This window comes from Mesorhizobium sp. P171375 (assembly GCF_057786075.1).
On the sequence record NZ_JBYNWF010000001.1, the window covers coordinates 4,282,081 to 4,299,432 of the forward strand.

Here is a 17,352-nt window from a genome sequence, read left to right on the forward strand (position 1 = left end):
CGTGAACCGCAACTGTCACATGGCCCAATATTGTACCAAGCGCATCTGGCGAGGGCGCGATCCCTAACAGATCCTGTTGCGATGCCCGCCTCTCGAGGCAAAGATAATCGATAATTTCTAGCATCATCTGCTCTGGGAAGGTCCGTTTTCGCTCCCCGATACGCGTTCGAGCATCCGCTGCTGCTGCATCCCAATCCATTGCAGTCCTCCTCTAGGTGATTGGGTCTGAACCGAACTGTGCCGACCCCTCCTGGAGAGATCGAAGTCCCGTACTAGACGATTAGCTGGAAACCGGATGAGAGGGGCTGTTGCCCGGCTTCGCGCATGCGGCTCTTAATCTCCTCGCCCAATGCACGCGCGGCCTTCTGTGACCATCCTCGGGAGAGATGTTTGACGGGAATAACATGTGCGGGGGGTGCAAGGCTCAATATTTCACGGATAGCGTCTTCACCGTGCGCGACAATGACCGAAGGCTTGATGCATTCCAGAAGAAAGGTAAACGACGTAGTATCACGTGCCTCCTGACGCAGCCCGTTCTTATCGTCAGAGGGCAGGGAGTAAATATTCGTTTCGAGGCAGTCGTATGGTGATGCAGCTTCCGTAATCCAATCGAGCACACGGCGCGTGTTGCTCACTGAATTGCGCCGTGTTTTGCCAGGCTTGAGCGGGCGCGCCGCCCTGTCTTTTTTGTATTCTTCAAACCACGCTTTTTTGTCAAAACCACATCCTGACTGCCAGAAATCCCAGAAGCTTGCCGTCATCGTGGTGGCGGGATTGAACCCAACGATGAAGACGTGACATTTAAGCGGGGAACCATCGCACACGAACGGTCGCATGTCGGTCGATCGTCCGACACAGTCTTCCAATCCTTGTTCAAAATCTTTCAGGTTCTTCAATCAGCCCTCCCAGCTAGAATTGTCCTCTGTGTCCGACCGACACGCCATTCGCAAAAAAAATAGAAAGCAACGATCACTTGCTTCCGTCTCAGACTTTTCGAATGACACAGACTATCCCGATCCCGTCGCTTGAATTGTAAGGCAGCCAAGCCAAGTCTATCAAGCTCTCTTTCATGTTCATGCATCCGAACGACGAGCTAACTCAGTCGCCCGCCTCGAACCAAATGAGCCCCCGATGACGCTTTACGACCGGATTTATGGCTGTCTCTTGGGCGGCGCGTGTGGCGATGCCCTTGGTGCTCCAGTAGAATTCCTCAAGCTCGAGGAAATCACCTCCCGCTATGGCCCTGAAGGCATCACCGGCTTTGACGCCGCTTATGGAACACTCGGCGCAATCACGGACGACACGCAGATGACGCTCTTCACGGTGGAAGGGCTGATCAGGGCGGCGGTGCGTTTTGCCGAGAGAGGCATCTGTCATCCTCCTGGAGTCGTTCATCATGCCTACCGGCGTTGGCTGATGACCCAGGACCAGCCTTTCGAGTATCTCAAATCGCACGGCGATCTTGACGGCTGGCTGATCCATGAGAAACGCCTGTGGGCCCGCAGGGCCCCGGGCAATACCTGCTTGTCCGCGCTTCGCGCGGGCGGCCCGTTTCGCGAGACAGCCGCAAATAACAGCAAGGGCTGCGGAACAGTGATGCGGGACGCCCCCTTCGGTTTCGTCGACCTTCATAATCCCTGGCGCGTCTTCACCCTCGCGGCCGAGACAGCAAGAACTACCCACGGGCATCCCTCGGCTTCATTATCGTCGGGCGCATTGGCCACTATTATCGCGTTCCTGGCGCAAGGCAGGGCACTGCTGGAAGCCGTTGAGCAAACTTTGTCGTTGCTCAAGACCAGCCCGGGCGCCCACGAAGTTGAGAATGCGCTGCGGCTTGCACTCCGATTGAGTGAGGCAGCTGATTGGCGCGAACGTCTGCATGATCTCGGTGGGGGCTGGGTGGCGGAAGAAGCACTCGCTATATCCGTACTTTGCGCGTTGGCAACCGACAATTCTCGCGAAGCGATCATCTCGGCCGTCAACCACAGCGGCGACTCCGACTCTACGGGCTCCATCACGGGCAATCTCGTGGGTGCCTGGTATGGGCCGGCGGCACTGCCGAATGAGTGGGTCGATCAGGTGGAACTGCGCGATGTAATAGAAATCTTGGGGCGAGATCTTGCGACCGTTTTGGAAGGGGAGTTTGATTCAGACATGCTCTGGGAGCGATATCCAGGCTGGTAGCCCCAGCATAGGAAGCGATATTGATGCGGTCCCGCCGCCGTTACTTTGGCTGATATCCGGCGTCGCGCAAACGGCGCTCGGCAGTGCGGATCGCCGCGCTATCATTGCTGCTGTGGCTTAGATTATACCGCTCTACGAGACTATGAGGTACAGGTACGAACTCGATACACGACTGCACAATCGTCAGCTATGACAGGTTCTGTCACCAATCTGTGTCACACCAATCGTTAGGGAGAGTTACTGCGCGCCACGTGAACCCTAATCCAGCAATACAGTTTCCCAGAATCGCTGGTTGGAACGGATTCGCGAGCGGCAGGCACGTAATAGTAAAACATGGCGTCTGTGGTTAGTTTGTGTACAGGGCGCCTCAGAAACGGGGATTAGAGGGTGATGAACTTGGATGAACGTGTCCGCCGCGATGAAGCGGCGGCGAGAACCGTTTCGGTTTCGGCAGATCAGGCGCTTGACGAACGCAGAGGCTCGATAGAGCCATTCGATACCAGGGATAGACCGACCGATGCGCAACTTAAACGTCAAGCTTGGGACAAAGACCATCGGGGAAGCGTCGAGACCATTGCGGTCCACGCGTTTCACGCGATGGTTGAAGTGGTGACTGAAGTTCGCGGAAGGAATGGTGAGTACGAAGAGAAATCACAGCTCTGGTACGCAAGCGAAAGCAGCGCAACTAACGAAGTATTTGGCGCAGGCGAGTCCCGTATAAGCGTTCTTTCGTGGAGTCATCCCGGATTACAGTTGGCCCTTAGCGGCGAGCTTAACGAGTATTATGACATCAAGGCCAATGGCTACCGTCTATCGGGCCTGGAGACCACCGCACGGGCTCGATTTGATGCCGTCTTACCCGAAATATCGGGTTTATACGAGCCGGGAGGGCCGGTGCGGGCTGCTACGAAGACGGTCCCCAAGGTTGGCCTAAAGGCTGTCAAGTTGGCTATGACGGCGGATCAGGTGGCTGCATTCGTCAGCAGAATGACAGGGTTGATGGTGGTCACGGGCGCTCCGGGGAGCGGCAAGACCACTGTCGCCTTCCAGCGGATTCGTTTTCTCTTCGACCAGCAATCCGAACGGTTGAATTCAGCGCGAACTGTTCCATTCACCGTCGATCGCACCCGTATCTTTTTGGCAAACCCGAACCTGGTTGCCTACTCACGCAAGATGCTGGTCGAACAGCTCGAAATACCTTCGCAGGTAGTCGAACTGGTTGATCCGTTCATTAGCGATCTCCTCGATGGCTACTGGGCTTTCACCCATGGGGCGCGGCCGCGTCAGCGCCATCTTACAGCACTTGAGGAGCGTGCAAGGCGGGCCTATTTCGGGCTGTGTCGCGCGGACATGTTGGGTAAGCTTTGGCTCACATATGAACGTCAGATCGGCGAGCGATTGGCGCAGGTCTCAGAAGCCCTTTGGGCTGATGTCAAGATGGATGCTGCCTCACGCCCCTTGAGCGCAACCTTGGCTCGCTCGCTTGCCGCCTGCGCACGTCGCGCGGGCGACAACAGTGCTCCGCTTTCTTCCGCCGTCCGACTTGACGGGGTCTTCAGCCAGGTCGCCCGTCCGTATGAGACTTTCCGACAGGAACTCACGCCAGCAGCCCGTGACGTGTTCGACGAGGCGTTCCAGCGGGCACTTTTCCACATCTATGACCCTCTCGATGCTCTTGCCGCGGCTTTCGCTACTGGGCGAATGGAAGGCGGCGGGCGCATCGCTCGCGGAACTGGGCACCAGGCTCGTGAGCCAGAGGTGCTAGATGCCCTGGCCGCCGATTGGGTCGAACGCCGATACGGGCCGGAAGAGGAACCCTGGCTGGCATGGCTGCTGCGATTTGCACTATCGGAGGTCGAAGATCCGCAAGGGCATGGCCGTTTCCGGCTCATGCCTGGCGCATTGGATGCCGTCGGTGGTCAGCAGGAACGCTGGACGCATATCGCCCTGGACGAAGCTCAGGATTTGAGTGTGGTTGAAGCATCGTTGCTGACTTCTTTCGTGCATCCAGAAGGAGCAGTTACGGTCTCGGCTGATTTTCGGCAGGCAGTTACACCTACAAAAGGAATGGAGGACGCTGGAGCGCTGAGCGTTGGTTCGCCGTTGCGCGACAAACAAGCCAAGACGACTTTCCGCTTTGGCCGCAACATGCGCCAAAGCAAACAGATCGGCAGGTTCCTCCAAGAGTTCCACGAAGCCGCATTCGGCGAATTGCCTTCATTCGATGTGAACCCCAACTTGAATGGCGCCAAGCCTCGCTTGATCCTTGCTCCTCCGGTCGAGCAACCTCGCCGCATCGCGCAGCTATTAAATGTGCTGGGCCGCTCGGCGGACATGAAATCCATCGCCATCCTCCAGATCAACGAACAGGAGGAGGTGCTAATGCGCCTACGCGCAGCGCTAGAGGAGTTCGGAATCGCGCTTGCGCCACCATTCGAAGCAGTGGGGCAAAAAGGCGTTATCACCACTAGCGTCGAACGTATCAAGGGGCTGGAGTTCGATGCTTGCATCGTGCTTGGCTTGGAGGAAGCCGAGCGTGCCACTTTAAACTTCACTCTGAATCGCGCCTATGTCGCTCTGTCGCGACCCGCGCGAAGACTTGCCATGGTTTGCGAACACACACCCTCGCTCTTGCAGAGAATGGACGGCGGGCTGTACGACGTAGCGGCGCTATAATGCGCCAAGATACGGGCGGTCCAATGACAGACGAAACCTTGCCGGCGACGGCTCCAATGTTTCCCGCGTTCGAGGCATACGCGGAACACAACCTCCGCGGTAAGGTATCTGGGGCATTGTCTGCAAAGCTGCCGCGCATTCTCGGGCAGGGGCGCACGCGAGCCGAGGGCCTCGATCTTCCGCCCGCGCCGATCGAGCGACGCCAAACCTTGGCTGGGCTAGACCTTCCGGCTGTATATAGCTTGCCGCCCGAAGTGGAGGCCGAAATCCGCGCGGCCAAACGTGACGTCGATCGCGAACTGGAGGAGATGAAGAGGCCCGACGCGAGCAAACGGCTCGCAGTCAGCGTCATCAGGCAACTGCAAGTGACGCTTGGCACCGATGCAGCAGGGCAGAAGGACGGGCAATACTTTGCCGGACGTTTCGTACTGGTCTCTGACAAGGCTGGCGCTAACTGGTCATGGCGCCTAACCAAGCACTATCCGATAATCTCTAGGATACCGCCTGATGCTGACTATCTCGTTCGGGCCCATGCCGCAGCCGAGGCAGCTGCACTGGCGTTAGTGCTGGCGCCGGACGTGTTTGAGCAACGGCTGGCGCTCAGTCATGCAATGGCGAGAGTGTTCAGCGCCGGCGAGGACGTGCTTATCCAGGACGTGGCACGGATGTACAAGATCGCCGGCCAAAGCGAAAAATTCCTGAACAACCCTGCCAAGAAGCACTTCGAGGATATGCCTGACGGCGCGCTTGTCGCCAACATTAGCGCTTGGCGCCGCAGCCGGCCTGATAGTGGCTTCAACTTCGTGGCCGCAACCCTGAACCAGTCCATGGGAGCGAACGCCAAGGCGTTCTACTTGCCTATGAATCCAGAGGGCACCATGACTAGGCCCGTTATCTACCTACGTCGGGAGACAACCCGCGCCCCAAGAGCCTGAAGCCAAATTCATAAGGAATCGTCCGCCAATGAGCACCGAGTTTTCCGCGCCTGAAGCTATCGTGATCTTGGAGAAACTTAGCAATGCGCCGACGGCGCCGGGCGGATATGCGCATTTTATCAATGTCGGAACCGACCCGCTGCTCGACATTCTTGAACAGCGATATTTTCGTGATCAGCTGAACAGAGGGCTGGGCACCTTCAAATATCTGCAGGCCGGCTATGGCGGCGGCAAGACGCAGTTCATTCTGAGTTTGGCGGAGCGGGCTCAACGCAACCAAGTTGTCACATGTCGGGTGGACGTCGGCACGGATTGTCCGTTTAACTCCAAGTTAGCGATTTTCAAATCCGTACTGGGCTCATTCCTGCCGCTGGGAGATGCACTCGTCATTGACGATGATGACCGCGGAATTGTGGTTCTGATCGAGAAATGGATCGAACGGAGGCTCAAAGAGTACGGGGTGGACAGGGGTGACGAGGTACCAGACGCGGTTCGCGCGGAACTGAGCCGCACCTTCACGCCTTTGATGAACGGCGCGGCAGACCACCAGATGGGTGCGGCTCTCCGAAAGCTCGGACAACGTTTGCTGGAGCACGCCTGCGGTGCCACGCCAACGACCGAGGATGACAACCTGATTAGTTGGGTTCGCGGTGACAAAGTGACCTCGACAAACTTGAAGAGCCTCGGACTATCTGAGCCAGCCAAGGACGAGAACGCCTTCAACCGCCTGAACACTGCTCTCAAGTTCTTGCGTACGCGCTTGGGCTATCGTGGGTTCTTGATTGCCTTTGATGAAGGCTCAAGAGCGATGTCGTTCCGGCGCGGATCGATCAAACAAAAGCAACTTGTAGAAAACCTGCTAGATTTCATCAACAAGACGGGCGACCAGCAGTTTGGGGGCGTAATGTTTCTCTATGCCGCTAATGATGAGTTCCGTGCTGACCTAATCTCCAAATACGAGGCGCTGGAGAATCGAATTGGCAGTGTCTCGATGTCGGCAGGCAGTCCGATGGTGCCATTTATCGACCTAGATGCGGCAAACACCCCCGAAGTACTCCAGCAGCTTGGCGAGCGGCTGATGGATATCTTTGATACGGCCAAAGGCATTTCGTTGGACCGAGACGTTCAGCGCCAGAATTTCGATACGCTGAAAGCTGCCTATACCCTGGACCTCCGACTGTCGCCGCGTACCTTTGTGGCTCTGATCGTCAGGTTTCTGCCCCGGCAGGCTGCCGATCAGCGGCTGATAGGTGTGGCCGAGGCCGAGGCGTTCGTCAACGACAACGATCCGGATCGCGATATCACGTTGGATGGGACCGTCTGACAATGCTGGCGCGGGGGGCTCAGGTCGAACACGCCGATTTTGGGAGGGGAGCGGTCGTTTCCGTGCTCGGTGCGGAGGCCGAAGTCGACTTTTTCGGGGAAGTCATGGCGGTCAAGACGGCCGAACTGACTCCGATCGCCACATCCAAGCCCAAGGCGGTTGTCAAGGCGGAGGCAATGAGCGACAGCGCACTAGCGTTTCGCAAGGCGTTTGAGGCTGTTAATCTCGGCGTGACTCCGTCAGCGCCTGAGCAGTTGATCGGGCTGACAATCGATGGAGCCAAGGAAGAGCGGAGAATCGTGCGCTGGCTGGAGCGCGCGCCCACCGAAGGCCTTTGCAAGGTGTTTTTCGGCGGCTACGGCACGGGAAAGAGCCATCATCTGCAGCTGGTGAAGGCGACGGCCCTTCGCGACGGGTGGGTCACCGCCTTCGTGGAGTTCGATCCGAAAGCAGCGGACCCCGCCAAGCCTCAGCTGGTCTATCGCGAATTGATGCTCGGTCTGGAGTTTCCCACACGCGTGGACGGTTCTCAGGTTCGTGATTTCTTCGGGCTGGTTAAGGAGGTACGCGATCACTGGGCTGAAGTCCGTTCGGGAAAGCTCCTCAAGAGCTCGCCGTGGTTCTCGGAAACTTTCCGCATCCTGCAGAACTTCGCTCATAGCGAGGATGATGAATACCGCCAGGCCATGGGTTGGTTGCCTGCATTCAGCAGGGACGCTTCGGCACTCAAACGGTTTGCGAGAAGCTCCGGCATCAGTCCAAAAGTCTTGCCGAAAATGCCAATCTCCAAGGAGACGGCGGAGATTTATGTTTTTCACCTGGTCGTCTTGAATGAGGTATGCCGATCCTTGGGCTACAAAGGTCTGGCGCTAATCCTGGATGAGGCGGAGCATGTGCGCGGCTACAACGTTCGGCGGAAGGAGCGGGCCAATAATCTTTTCGATCTGCTTGCTCGAGCTGCCCACGCTCCGGTTCCACGCGACGCCCCACCGGCACGTAATGATCATGAGCTCAGAATACCTGAGTTCTGGAAAACGGGGCCGCATTTCGCCCTATTTGTCGGTTTGACAGAGGGCGACACATTCGTTGACCCAGACCTGCCGTTGCGGGACGCCTGTGTGTTTCTCCACGACGACAATGATCGCATAATGTTGAAGCCGCCACAGCCAGCCGCCTATCGAGGTTGGTGCGACGAGTTTTTCCAGCAGTGCGCGCGTCATTTGGGACCTTTGCCAGTACTGGGTGAGCCCGATGAGCGCGCGCGGATCGTCGCGGTGTTGGGCGATGCATTTTCTGAACTGGCGCCGGCCGAAAGAGTGTTACGAATCTGGATCAAATTGGCCACGCTTGCACCTGCGATTTTGATGTGTGGCCGGGTGGTCGCCGTCGATGTTCTAGTGGCCGAGCTGAAGGCAGCTTGCGACGCTGCGACCGGACTTCACTTTCCTTGGGATAGTTGAGGACGCGATGATCCAGCCCGAGCAGGAGCTTCCTTCAGACGAGGTACTCCGTGGCATGATGCCGGATGCGTATCCGTTGTTCTTCGCCGGGCGTATGCCTTGGCCAGCGCAGCGTTTGGTGATGCCGCCAGTGGTGAAAGGCCGATCGACACTGTTGGCGGCGCCGACGGCGTCAGGAAAGACCGAGGCCGCCATCGCCCCACTCTATCAGCGGCATATATCATTTCGACGTCCTCATCTTTCGACCTTGTACATCGCGCCCACCAAGGCTTTGGCCAATGACATTTTCGAACGGCTGGACAACTACCTGGGCGTCCGCTCGCCGGGATGCGTTACGCGCTACACCGGCGACCGTCACGAGTTCCAAAACGCAGAGGGGCTGTTCTGCCTCATCGTCACGCCGGAGGCGCTCGATTCGCTGCAGCTGACGCGGCCGGCGGAATTGGCCAGTGTGCGGGCTGTCGTGATCGATGAGATTCACCTGCTGCACGGCGCACCCCGGGGACAGCAACTGCGTTTTGTCCTTGATCGCGTTCGCGCTGCGGCTATTCGGCCCCGCCACCCTGACGACACTTTTCATATCGTTGGGATGACAGCGACTATCGATCGCTTGGAGGAAGTACGCGACATATGGTTGGGGTCGGAGGGGACACTGGTTCGGCATGGCGCCGCGCGCGAAATCGCCCTTGAGCTGCTGGATATAGACCTTGTTGCCGAGCCTGGCGACGATATCGCGGCAAAAAGCGCCCGTGCGCTCGCGAGATGGCTCAAGCGCAGCGGAACGCCCAAAGTCCTTGTTTTCGACAATACCCGCAATGGTGCCCATGCGCTCGCGGCAGCTTTGGATGGGGAACTCCGTGCGGCGTTCGGCGCTGCTGAACCGCCGCCTCTACATCTGCACATGGGCGTTCTTTCAGCTACCGAGCGCGAGCGCGTCGAGACCGCAATGAAGACCGAGCGCAAGGGGGTCTGTGTGGCGACGTCGACGCTGGAGATTGGCATCGACATTGGTGACGTGGACGCGATCGTGCTGGCGACACCGCCTCGAGATGTGGGGAGCTATTTACAGCGAATCGGGCGCGGCAATCGGCGGAGCGGGACTTGTCACGTGTTGGCGCTGCACGCTGGTGCGGAAGGCGCTGCCATGCAAAATGCATTGCTGGATTGCGCGCAACGTGGGGATCTCGACGACGTCCACGAGTATGATCGTCCCTCAGTGCGCTTCCAGCAAGTGCTGAGCCATGCATGGCACGCCACCCGCAACGAGGACGGGTTGGAACCGAAAGAGCTTGTTCGCCGCACTGGTGGGCATGATCATGCAGATATCGTTGCAGACATGGTTTCAACGGGCGCGTTGAATCGCCGACGTGGAATCGTCTTCCCGAACGACGCATTGATAGAGGAAGGAGACGAGCGTCGCATCCATAGCGTGATCATGGGTGGCAGTGGTTTGCCCGTTCTGGACGCGCGCACCGGAGAAGCAATGACACAGGTATCCGATCGTGGACAGGCCGGAGGACGAATGTTCGTCGGCGGTGGTTTTCGCAAATTGAACGACGCCCGAGAAGGGCCGATGCACCTGGAGAGCCACTCCGCAGATAGAAATGCGCGGCTAGCGCTTCTGCCCAAAACGCGTGGTGCGCGGGGCCTCAGTCGACCGGTGGTCTGGGCGCTGGCCCGTCAGCGCGGCTTGGATCCCCAGTCTTGGACATGGCGCGGCGGGCGCTGGAGCACCTATGGCGGCGGCGCCTTTAATTCGTTGTTGGCCGCTGTATTGGCGCACCGATTCGCTCCCGACATTTGGCGGGCGGACGATTTCGGGGTCGACGGTCCAGATCCGGGTGCTTTGCGCCCGCCGCCGCTCACCTTGGCCGAGATGCTGGAAGCGACTCACGCTGCTGCGGCAGATAAGAACGCGCTGACAGTGGTGGCGAAAAAGTCTGTTCAACCCTCACGCTATCGCAGCCGGCTTTCGCCTGGGTTGCAGTCTGTCGAGGCGAAAGCGTCGATACCGCTGCCCGCTTTTGTCCGCTGGCTGACCGCGTGCCGATTTTAGATCGCGCTATTTTGCGGCCGCCGCGCGATTGACGGCCTCTGATGCGCAAGCGCGAAACATATCACAATCCTTCCGGGAACAGTGGCGTGCTCCGACAAGATGAAACTCCTGCGTTCAGATTCGTAGGCATTTTGCAGCCCCCCGCACGGGGTAGAGCAAACTCAAGAAGATAATGGTGCCATAGCCCAGCGGGGATCGGACATAGCTGCGTCTAGCTCGCGTCCGGTCAGTCTGGTTTTGATCTGGTTCGCAGTAAGTGTGGCCCGGAAATCCCGCAGTTCTGCAACATGGGTGTCGTGCCATTCAGGATAGCCACCGAGTCGGCGAAACACGCTCTGAAGCCGCTCAGCCGTTGCTGTGGGCTCGCTTGCCAGGCGATGGAATTTGCCATTAAGGTCTTCGATATTCGGCTCGAAACAAACCAATGTTCGTCCGAGTTCTTCGACCAAGCGGAGCCGAGCCGCCTCGACCTGTGCCGCCCTGCTTGTATCCACAACGGCGGCGCACCGCTTAGCGAGTTCAGTCACCTTCTGCCGAGCAGCGCCCGTCAATTGTATGCGCGCCGTCTGCCAAGCGCCATTCGGCGTTTCTCGACCGTCCCACTCTTCCACGAGAATCCGTAGGTCCGCAAAGGAATGGATTTCGCGAACGCCGTCGGCTGAGGCCCAACCACAAACGACCACACGGAATGCGCCATCCTCCGCTGATGCGAGGATAAGAGGCAGGCGCTCCCCCGGTTCCTGCAATTTCCGAAGCATTTGCCACTGCCGGACGTCCAATCCATCCACACAGCTGGCTTCGGGATGCTCAACAATTGCTGACAGACGTGTCGCGATGCGCAAAGGTCCGGAGCCGATCAGGCGGAGGGCATCCGACTCTGCTTTTACCTCTATGCCCGTGCCGTCCAGTGCCGCAAGCAGCGTCTCCACCTGATCCGGACCAATCAGCAGGGCGTCTGTTTCGAGGACTATCGGTTCTTCTTCTGCAAATGCCTGCGTGAGAGCAGGATTCGCGTTGATTTCATCAGCTACCCTGGCGAGCGCATCCTCATCTACAGTTTCTCTTCCTATTAGCATGCGAAGTGCGCGCGAAAGCACAGGCTGCATAGGACCAACGAACGTCTCGAACAAGCCACAACGCAGAGCTAGCGCCCGATATACGCGCTCGTCCACGCTGTCTTGAAGGTAGAGATTCACGATGGGAATTACGGATAGGTCTTGACCAATGCGATCCACGCGCCCGATTCGCTGCTCTACTTTCGACGGGTTCCACGGCAAGTCAAAGTTCACGAGTGCGCCGGCTGCCTGCAGGTTGAGACCCTCACTTGCGGCATCAGTGCAAACCAGAACCTTTATCGTGCCTGCGCGTAGAGCGGCCGTCACGGCTTCCTTCGAAGCTTTCATCCAACCTTGGCCCGAACGCAGCGCTCCCCCTTCACCAGAGTAGGATGCAACTGTGGCTCCAAAGGCACTGATCAGAGCATCGCGAAGATAACCCATTGTATCGGAGTATCCCGTGAAGACGAGTATGCCGCGGCCGTCCTCGGTCAGCTTCTTCGCCCGGGCAACCAATCGGTCGCGCTTGGTGTCGAGCGCGCCCAAAGCGTCAATGCGTGACAGAAGCTCCTCTACCTCGCCTAACTCCAGATATGCTTCCTGTGGTGTCTCTGGCAGAGCGGACGTCAGCTTCACACTGAGCAAGTCTTCAAGTTCCTGCGCGTCCTCTAGGTCCAAGACCGTATCGTCGTAAGCGCGCTGGGCAATGACCGCTTTCAGGCCCATGGCGCGGCGCTCCAGACTCTTTCGCAATGCCACCGGGGAACTCGCTGCCCGGCGCCGGTAAATGGTCATCACGAAGCCCTTGCCGGGCTTTTGGCCTTCAAGTTCTTCGAAACGGCGGTCGATGTAGCGTGTGACGGCCTCGTAGACTTCGCGCTCTTCTTCCGTCTCGAAATCAAACGACTCCTCGCGCACCTCACGCTTCGGGGGTGCACGCTCCAGCATGCCCATCTCATAATATTTCTGGAGCGTCTGCCGCGTGTTGCGGTGCATCCGCTGCGTTAGCGGCGAACACTTTCGTAGCCATCGCACCGCGCGTTCGCGTGCGTCTCCGGGAAGGAACCTGAGCGACTTGGCGAAAGCCTCCGGGTCATCCAAAGGCGGAACCTGTAGATCATCAGGCAGCGGCGGAAGGCTTGGAGTGGCAGTGAGTGTCCGGGCTAAAGCGACCGCGTCTCGCTGGAGTAACTGCCCGCGTTCCAGATTTGCTAATGCCTCGTAGAAGTGTGAGACGATGTAAAAACCGGACAGCCACAGCCCGCCTTCGCCCAGAACCTGAAGCAAGTCCCAGGGTTCCCAAGGGTGTGTCTGCATCGGCGTAGCCGACAGAATCATGAGGCTGCGAGCCTGGCCGGTCGCCTGCAATTGCCGAAGGAGTCCTAGAAGCAAGGTGGGCGTATTGAACTCGCCCTCAATCTGGCTGGCGCGCCTTGCGGCATGGCCTTCGTCAAGCAATACGAGGTCCCAGGGCCGCGCAGCCAGTAGGATCGGGAGGTTCCCTTCGGTGCGTGCCGTCTCACGGCTGACCAGCAGCAGGTCCTGCTCCAGCGCCTCAGTAAGCCCCGAGACGGTCTGCTTTGTGCCGTCGGGCCAGACCAAGGTGCGTGGGCCTTCCAATCGCGGCACGCGGAGGCCGCCCTTCTCGCGCAATTCACCTTGCCACTGCGGTAGGAGGTTGGCGGGCGGCAAAAGAAGGGCTCGCTTTGCCCCGCGCCCGGCCAACAGGCGGCGGAGGGCCAGGATCGCCTCCACGGTCTTGCCCATGCCTACCTCATCGCAGAGGAGCCGCCCCGCCGGCCACGCAGAAGCCGTCTCGGCAACCACCCAGCGTTGGTGTGGCCACAACGTGACCGGCGCCATCGCGTCGCAAGTGGCCGGCCCGCCTTCCAGCATGTAAGGCGCGGAAAGGGCATAGCCCCAAAGCATCGCGGCGCGCTGGCGCCGCAGGTTGTCCAGATTATCCTCCGTGTCCGGAGCCTCTTCGGGTGCAAATTTGATCAGCGCATCGCGGACCGCATTCGGCAACGAAACAGTGGCGACTGCCGGATCCGTACCGGACCACAATGCCTCGAACTCTTCGCGGAAATGGACGTGTCGCTCGACATCGCCCCAACTCCAGCTAATTTCGAGCTTCTCGTAATTTCCCCGAATGCCGTTGGCGCTCTCATTACCGCTGCCGGCGAAAACGACGGCGTCTTCTTGTGCGTCTACAAACAGCCCGAACTTCGCGTGAAGGATGCCATCGGACTGGCGCATAACGCCGACTTTCATCTCGAGCCAGTGCTCACGCGCCAGCCACGCCAGCATCGCCAACCGTCGCTTCTGCAATGCTGTTTCTGGACTGCCGAGTTGAGCCAGGAGCACCTTGATCAAGGGTTCTTCCTCTCCCCCATCCAGCAGCGCCTTCACATCGTGTTCGGACAGTTCTTCGTTCACAAGAAGCCGGATGGCTGGCTTGATGGTGACCTCGCCATCCAGCACTCGCTGGATGAATGCGCCGAAGCCCGAGGCCGCCGCGGACAGGACCGAGGAAGAGAAGTAAGCGCAACACCTGTCGTATCGGATAGCCCGACGAAGGCCAGGCTCGTACAGGCTGGCAACCAACTGCCCGTCAGGAGCACGGAGCCAACGGGGCCATTCAACCTGACGAAGTGAGGCGCTCATCTCTCCTCCTCTTCGTCCTCCGCAACGTCATCTTCGTCGACCTCCTCGACCTCCTCGACCTCCGTCTCTTTCTCATCGTCGGCCGATACGGCCGGACGTGAGAGGAGGTCCAGCATGAATTGGTCTGGTCCCTTCTCAGACCAATCGGGTGGCGTGATGCCGAACAAAGGCAGCAGCATCGTGTGCCAGGCGCGGAACTCCGCGAACTGGGTCGCCACCGCTGTCTTCTCGCGCCTGACGGCCGGAGGCACGGCCCCAAGCAAAGCTTCGATCAATCGAACGGTGGGATCGCCCGCCTTGATGCCATGCTTGAGGGCGAAGGACTTCGCAGCGCCGATGCCAGCAGCCCCGCCGCCCGCATCCGAATAGGCGAGCGCGAGCGCCTGCGCCTTGTCGAGGATGGTGCGGAACGCCGGATCGCGAGGATGGATTTTCAGTGCGTCGGTCTTCTTCAGGCGTTTGCCATCACCGTGGGTCCAGCCAAACAACAGCTGCTGCGCTTCATCTTCACTCAGCGGCGCATCCCGCCGACGTTCCGAAGCGGAGAGGATATTGACGTTGTCCGCCTTAACGGCGATCAATCCTGCCTGCTGCAGAGACGAAACGTCCATCCCGACGGCGTGGCCCAGGAGCTTCGCCTCGTTGAAGCGAAACTGGGCTGCGCGGAGGGTGGCCCAACAGAGCAGCGCGAACTGTGCCTCGGCCTCTACACCTTGCAGCCCGCCCTTGGCTAACTGCCTGATGCGCCAACTTGCGACCGCATCTGCGGCGATGTCGATTGCGGCACCGACGCTGACGGGGTCACCTGTGTCGGTCCGTACCTTATCGTAGGCACTGAACACCTCCATGGCAGGGCCGAAGCTGCCAACGAGTTGGTCCACGGGGTTCAAGCCCTCGGCCGAGAGTCGCTCTGCAGTTGCCTCAGCAACCGCGCGGATGCGCGCCTTCATTGCAGCGTCGAAGTATCCGATACCTGCCTTCGCGGTCCTCACTCGCGCGACAAGGATGACGGTGGATTGGGCTGCGTTCTTCTTCGCCTGATGGAGGCTGTGAGCACCCTCCGTCATGACAGGCCATGTGGCGGTGATTGTGAAGCCGGCATCGATCAGCGATGCAAACAGCGCTTCCCATGCCTCCTGCTTCTTATGGGTGAACATCACGGTCAACACGCCTTCGGACCGTAACACACGGTGTGCTTCCGCGAAGACCTGCGTCATCAGGTGCTGGTAGTGGGCTTGGGCAGCCGTGGCCGCTGCCTTCGCAGTCTTGAGACCTGCGCGGAAGCGGGTATCGTTCTTCACCGCCTCCTCTGCATTCTCGCAGAGCAGGGAAGAGAACCATTCGGGTCGGCGGTGGCCCTGGCTGCGCTTCAGCCAGACATAGAAGAAATCCGCTAGCTCACTGTATTGCACATTGTCGGAATACGGCGGATCGACCACGATTGCGTCTAGGGAATGGTCGGCCAGTTGGATCAGCGATGCAGCCGAGCCCTGAGACAGCTGAACAGACGGTGGCATCTCAGCCCTTGGGAGCTTCGCTACCTCCTCGAAGGCAGAACAGGCGCTGTCCAACGCCCAGGCAAGACCGCCACTAGCGGCGACTGGCGCCATCTCTGAGAAGGTAAACTTGAATGAAAAATCGTGGCGATCGAACAAAGATCGAACTGTCTGAGCACCAACGTTCCAGGACGAAAGGATGCAGTTCCAGTTGGCGAACTTGTCGATCACAAAGGCTAACAGATGTGCAATCGCGTCCCCGGTCTCTTCACCCTCCTCGGCGATGATGGTGGGGCGCAGCGCGTGGAGTTCCTCCATGAGAACGCCGAAGCCGAGTAATTGCCGCGAGCTGAACATGTCGGCCCAAGTGGTCAATCCGTAAACGAAACTACGGTCGCATGCCCCTTTGACCCGATTTTCAGTCGGGATTAGGTTCCGAGCCTCCCAGTCCCCGCGCCATTGTGCCAATTGCGCTTTCGCCGCTTCCAGCGCCTCGAAGTCCCCCGGGAGTGGCGGGCGAAACTTCAGTCCTTGGGGCGTTTTGATTGCAACAGCATAGAGTGCGCTGCCCATGTTTCCCAGCTGCGCTTGTGCCTTAATCCAGTCACCGGGAATGCTCTCCCGGGTGTAAAGGCTGATGCCCTTGCCCCTGCTGTAGGTGCGGGGCGGCGCGGCCGACACGTCGCCCGCGTCGTCTCCGATTTTGCGAATTTCGGTCGTCCAGGTACCTGCAACCTTATCCACCACTGGTACCGCCACGACTGCCACGCCCCCTTTGGGCTTTGAGAGATGCCAATCGGGGACGAGCGGTGTCGGGTGCTCGGTCGTTGGGCAAGGGACAGTACGAGCGAAGATGTAAGCATGAACGTTCGCCCCCATCTCTTTTGGAAAAAAGCGGCTGAGCCGCTCCGCCACCCGCTTCTCCCAAGCCCGCCCCCAATGTCTCGCCCTGTCGGCTAGACGAGGGCCAAAGCGGAATGGGTAGTCGAGTGTCGCTTCCAAGACACTGCAGGCGACGGGGTTGTACTCATTCGCGAGTGTGGGGAAGCCAAGCCGCGCGCTTTCGAGCGGGATTGAGCCCCCGCCCGACATCGGGTCCATCACAGTTGGCAGGTGCCCCCACAAGCGCGACGCCGCGGTATGCGCCGCTCCAATATCCTTTTCGCGAAGGGGAGCCTTGAACGCACGCAGCGCTCCGAAACCGCCATCGACCCGCACTCCCGTGTTCATAAGTTCGCGGATTGCGACGAGTTCCTGGCTGGAACGGCCGAAACCCAACAACCGCTCGAAGGTCTCGCGTGGGAAATCTGCCGGCAGCAGGCTCGCCAACACTGCCGCTCGGCTCGCAACCAATGGACGCCGTGCCCACCATACGTGAAAACGCTTATCAGGCGGCTGTTGACCGGTACTCCGTTCCCGAATGCACTCTACGCCAATTGCAGCCGCCGGCAGCCAGTCTTCGATCAGCAAACGCGGCCTTCTCGCCCCCGTCATTTCTG

General features: G+C 59.2%; 9 protein-coding genes. 6 read left to right on the forward strand and 3 right to left on the reverse strand.

The genetic code is table 11. The features are described from left to right. Positions 1 to 272: 272 nt before the first annotated feature. On the reverse strand, positions 273 to 896 hold the full coding sequence (locus ACYHH6_RS20625) for a hypothetical protein (RefSeq protein ID WP_352591839.1): 624 nt from the start codon (positions 894 to 896) through the stop codon (positions 273 to 275). Between the two features lie 235 nt (positions 897 to 1,131). On the opposite strand from ACYHH6_RS20625, the gene ACYHH6_RS20630 reads away from it, so the two are divergent. The 6 genes from ACYHH6_RS20630 to ACYHH6_RS20655 all read left to right on the forward strand — a co-directional run bounded on the left by ACYHH6_RS20630 (position 1,132) and on the right by ACYHH6_RS20655 (position 10,635). Next, complete coding sequence (locus ACYHH6_RS20630; protein ID WP_352591836.1) at positions 1,132 to 2,184, forward strand: ADP-ribosylglycohydrolase family protein; 1,053 nt, start codon at positions 1,132 to 1,134, stop codon at positions 2,182 to 2,184. Positions 2,185 to 2,574: 390 nt separating this feature from the next. Then, positions 2,575 to 4,860, forward strand: a complete 2,286-nt coding sequence (locus ACYHH6_RS20635) for a helicase domain-containing protein (protein WP_488500468.1) — start codon at positions 2,575 to 2,577, stop codon at positions 4,858 to 4,860. 23 nt (positions 4,861 to 4,883) lie between these two features. Beyond that, a complete protein-coding gene (locus tag ACYHH6_RS20640) occupies positions 4,884 to 5,795 on the forward strand; it encodes a hypothetical protein (RefSeq protein ID WP_352591830.1) in 912 nt (303 codons plus the stop codon). Between the two features lie 28 nt (positions 5,796 to 5,823). Further along, entirely contained in the window at positions 5,824 to 7,119 is a 1,296-nt protein-coding gene (locus ACYHH6_RS20645) for a BREX system ATP-binding domain-containing protein (RefSeq protein ID WP_352591828.1), read from the forward strand. Between the two features lie 104 nt (positions 7,120 to 7,223). After that, positions 7,224 to 8,579, forward strand: a complete 1,356-nt coding sequence (locus ACYHH6_RS20650) for a BREX system ATP-binding domain-containing protein (RefSeq protein WP_352591825.1) — start codon at positions 7,224 to 7,226, stop codon at positions 8,577 to 8,579. A 7-nt stretch (positions 8,580 to 8,586) separates the two neighbouring features. Next, complete coding sequence (locus ACYHH6_RS20655; RefSeq protein ID WP_352591822.1) at positions 8,587 to 10,635, forward strand: DEAD/DEAH box helicase; 2,049 nt, start codon at positions 8,587 to 8,589, stop codon at positions 10,633 to 10,635. 161 nt (positions 10,636 to 10,796) lie between these two features. Here ACYHH6_RS20655 and ACYHH6_RS20660 read toward each other — a convergent pair whose 3' ends face one another. Further along, positions 10,797 to 14,357 carry a helicase-related protein gene (locus ACYHH6_RS20660; RefSeq protein ID WP_352591819.1) on the reverse strand — a complete coding sequence of 1,187 codons (3,561 nt, stop codon included), beginning with the start codon at positions 14,355 to 14,357 and terminating at the stop codon, positions 10,797 to 10,799. Next, positions 14,354 to 17,323: a DUF1156 domain-containing protein gene (locus tag ACYHH6_RS20665; protein ID WP_352591816.1), complete on the reverse strand. Its 2,970-nt coding sequence runs from the start codon at positions 17,321 to 17,323 to the stop codon at positions 14,354 to 14,356. The genes ACYHH6_RS20660 and ACYHH6_RS20665 overlap by 4 nt, the downstream gene beginning before the upstream one ends. Positions 17,324 to 17,352: the final 29 nt, after the last annotated feature.

What these genes read in the sequence shown, in the direction of transcription:
- ACYHH6_RS20630 (WP_352591836.1), top strand. Translation starts at nt 1,132, where the DNA reads ATGACGCTTTACGACCGGATTTATGGCTGTCTCTTGGGCGGCGCGTGT.
- ACYHH6_RS20660 (WP_352591819.1), bottom strand. Translation starts at nt 14,357, where the DNA reads ATGAGCGCCTCACTTCGTCAGGTTGAATGGCCCCGTTGGCTCCGTGCT.
- ACYHH6_RS20635 (WP_488500468.1), top strand. Translation starts at nt 2,575, where the DNA reads ATGAACTTGGATGAACGTGTCCGCCGCGATGAAGCGGCGGCGAGAACC.
- ACYHH6_RS20645 (WP_352591828.1), top strand. Translation starts at nt 5,824, where the DNA reads ATGAGCACCGAGTTTTCCGCGCCTGAAGCTATCGTGATCTTGGAGAAA.
- ACYHH6_RS20650 (WP_352591825.1), top strand. Translation starts at nt 7,224, where the DNA reads ATGGCGGTCAAGACGGCCGAACTGACTCCGATCGCCACATCCAAGCCC.
- ACYHH6_RS20640 (WP_352591830.1), top strand. Translation starts at nt 4,884, where the DNA reads ATGACAGACGAAACCTTGCCGGCGACGGCTCCAATGTTTCCCGCGTTC.
- ACYHH6_RS20655 (WP_352591822.1), top strand. Translation starts at nt 8,587, where the DNA reads ATGATCCAGCCCGAGCAGGAGCTTCCTTCAGACGAGGTACTCCGTGGC.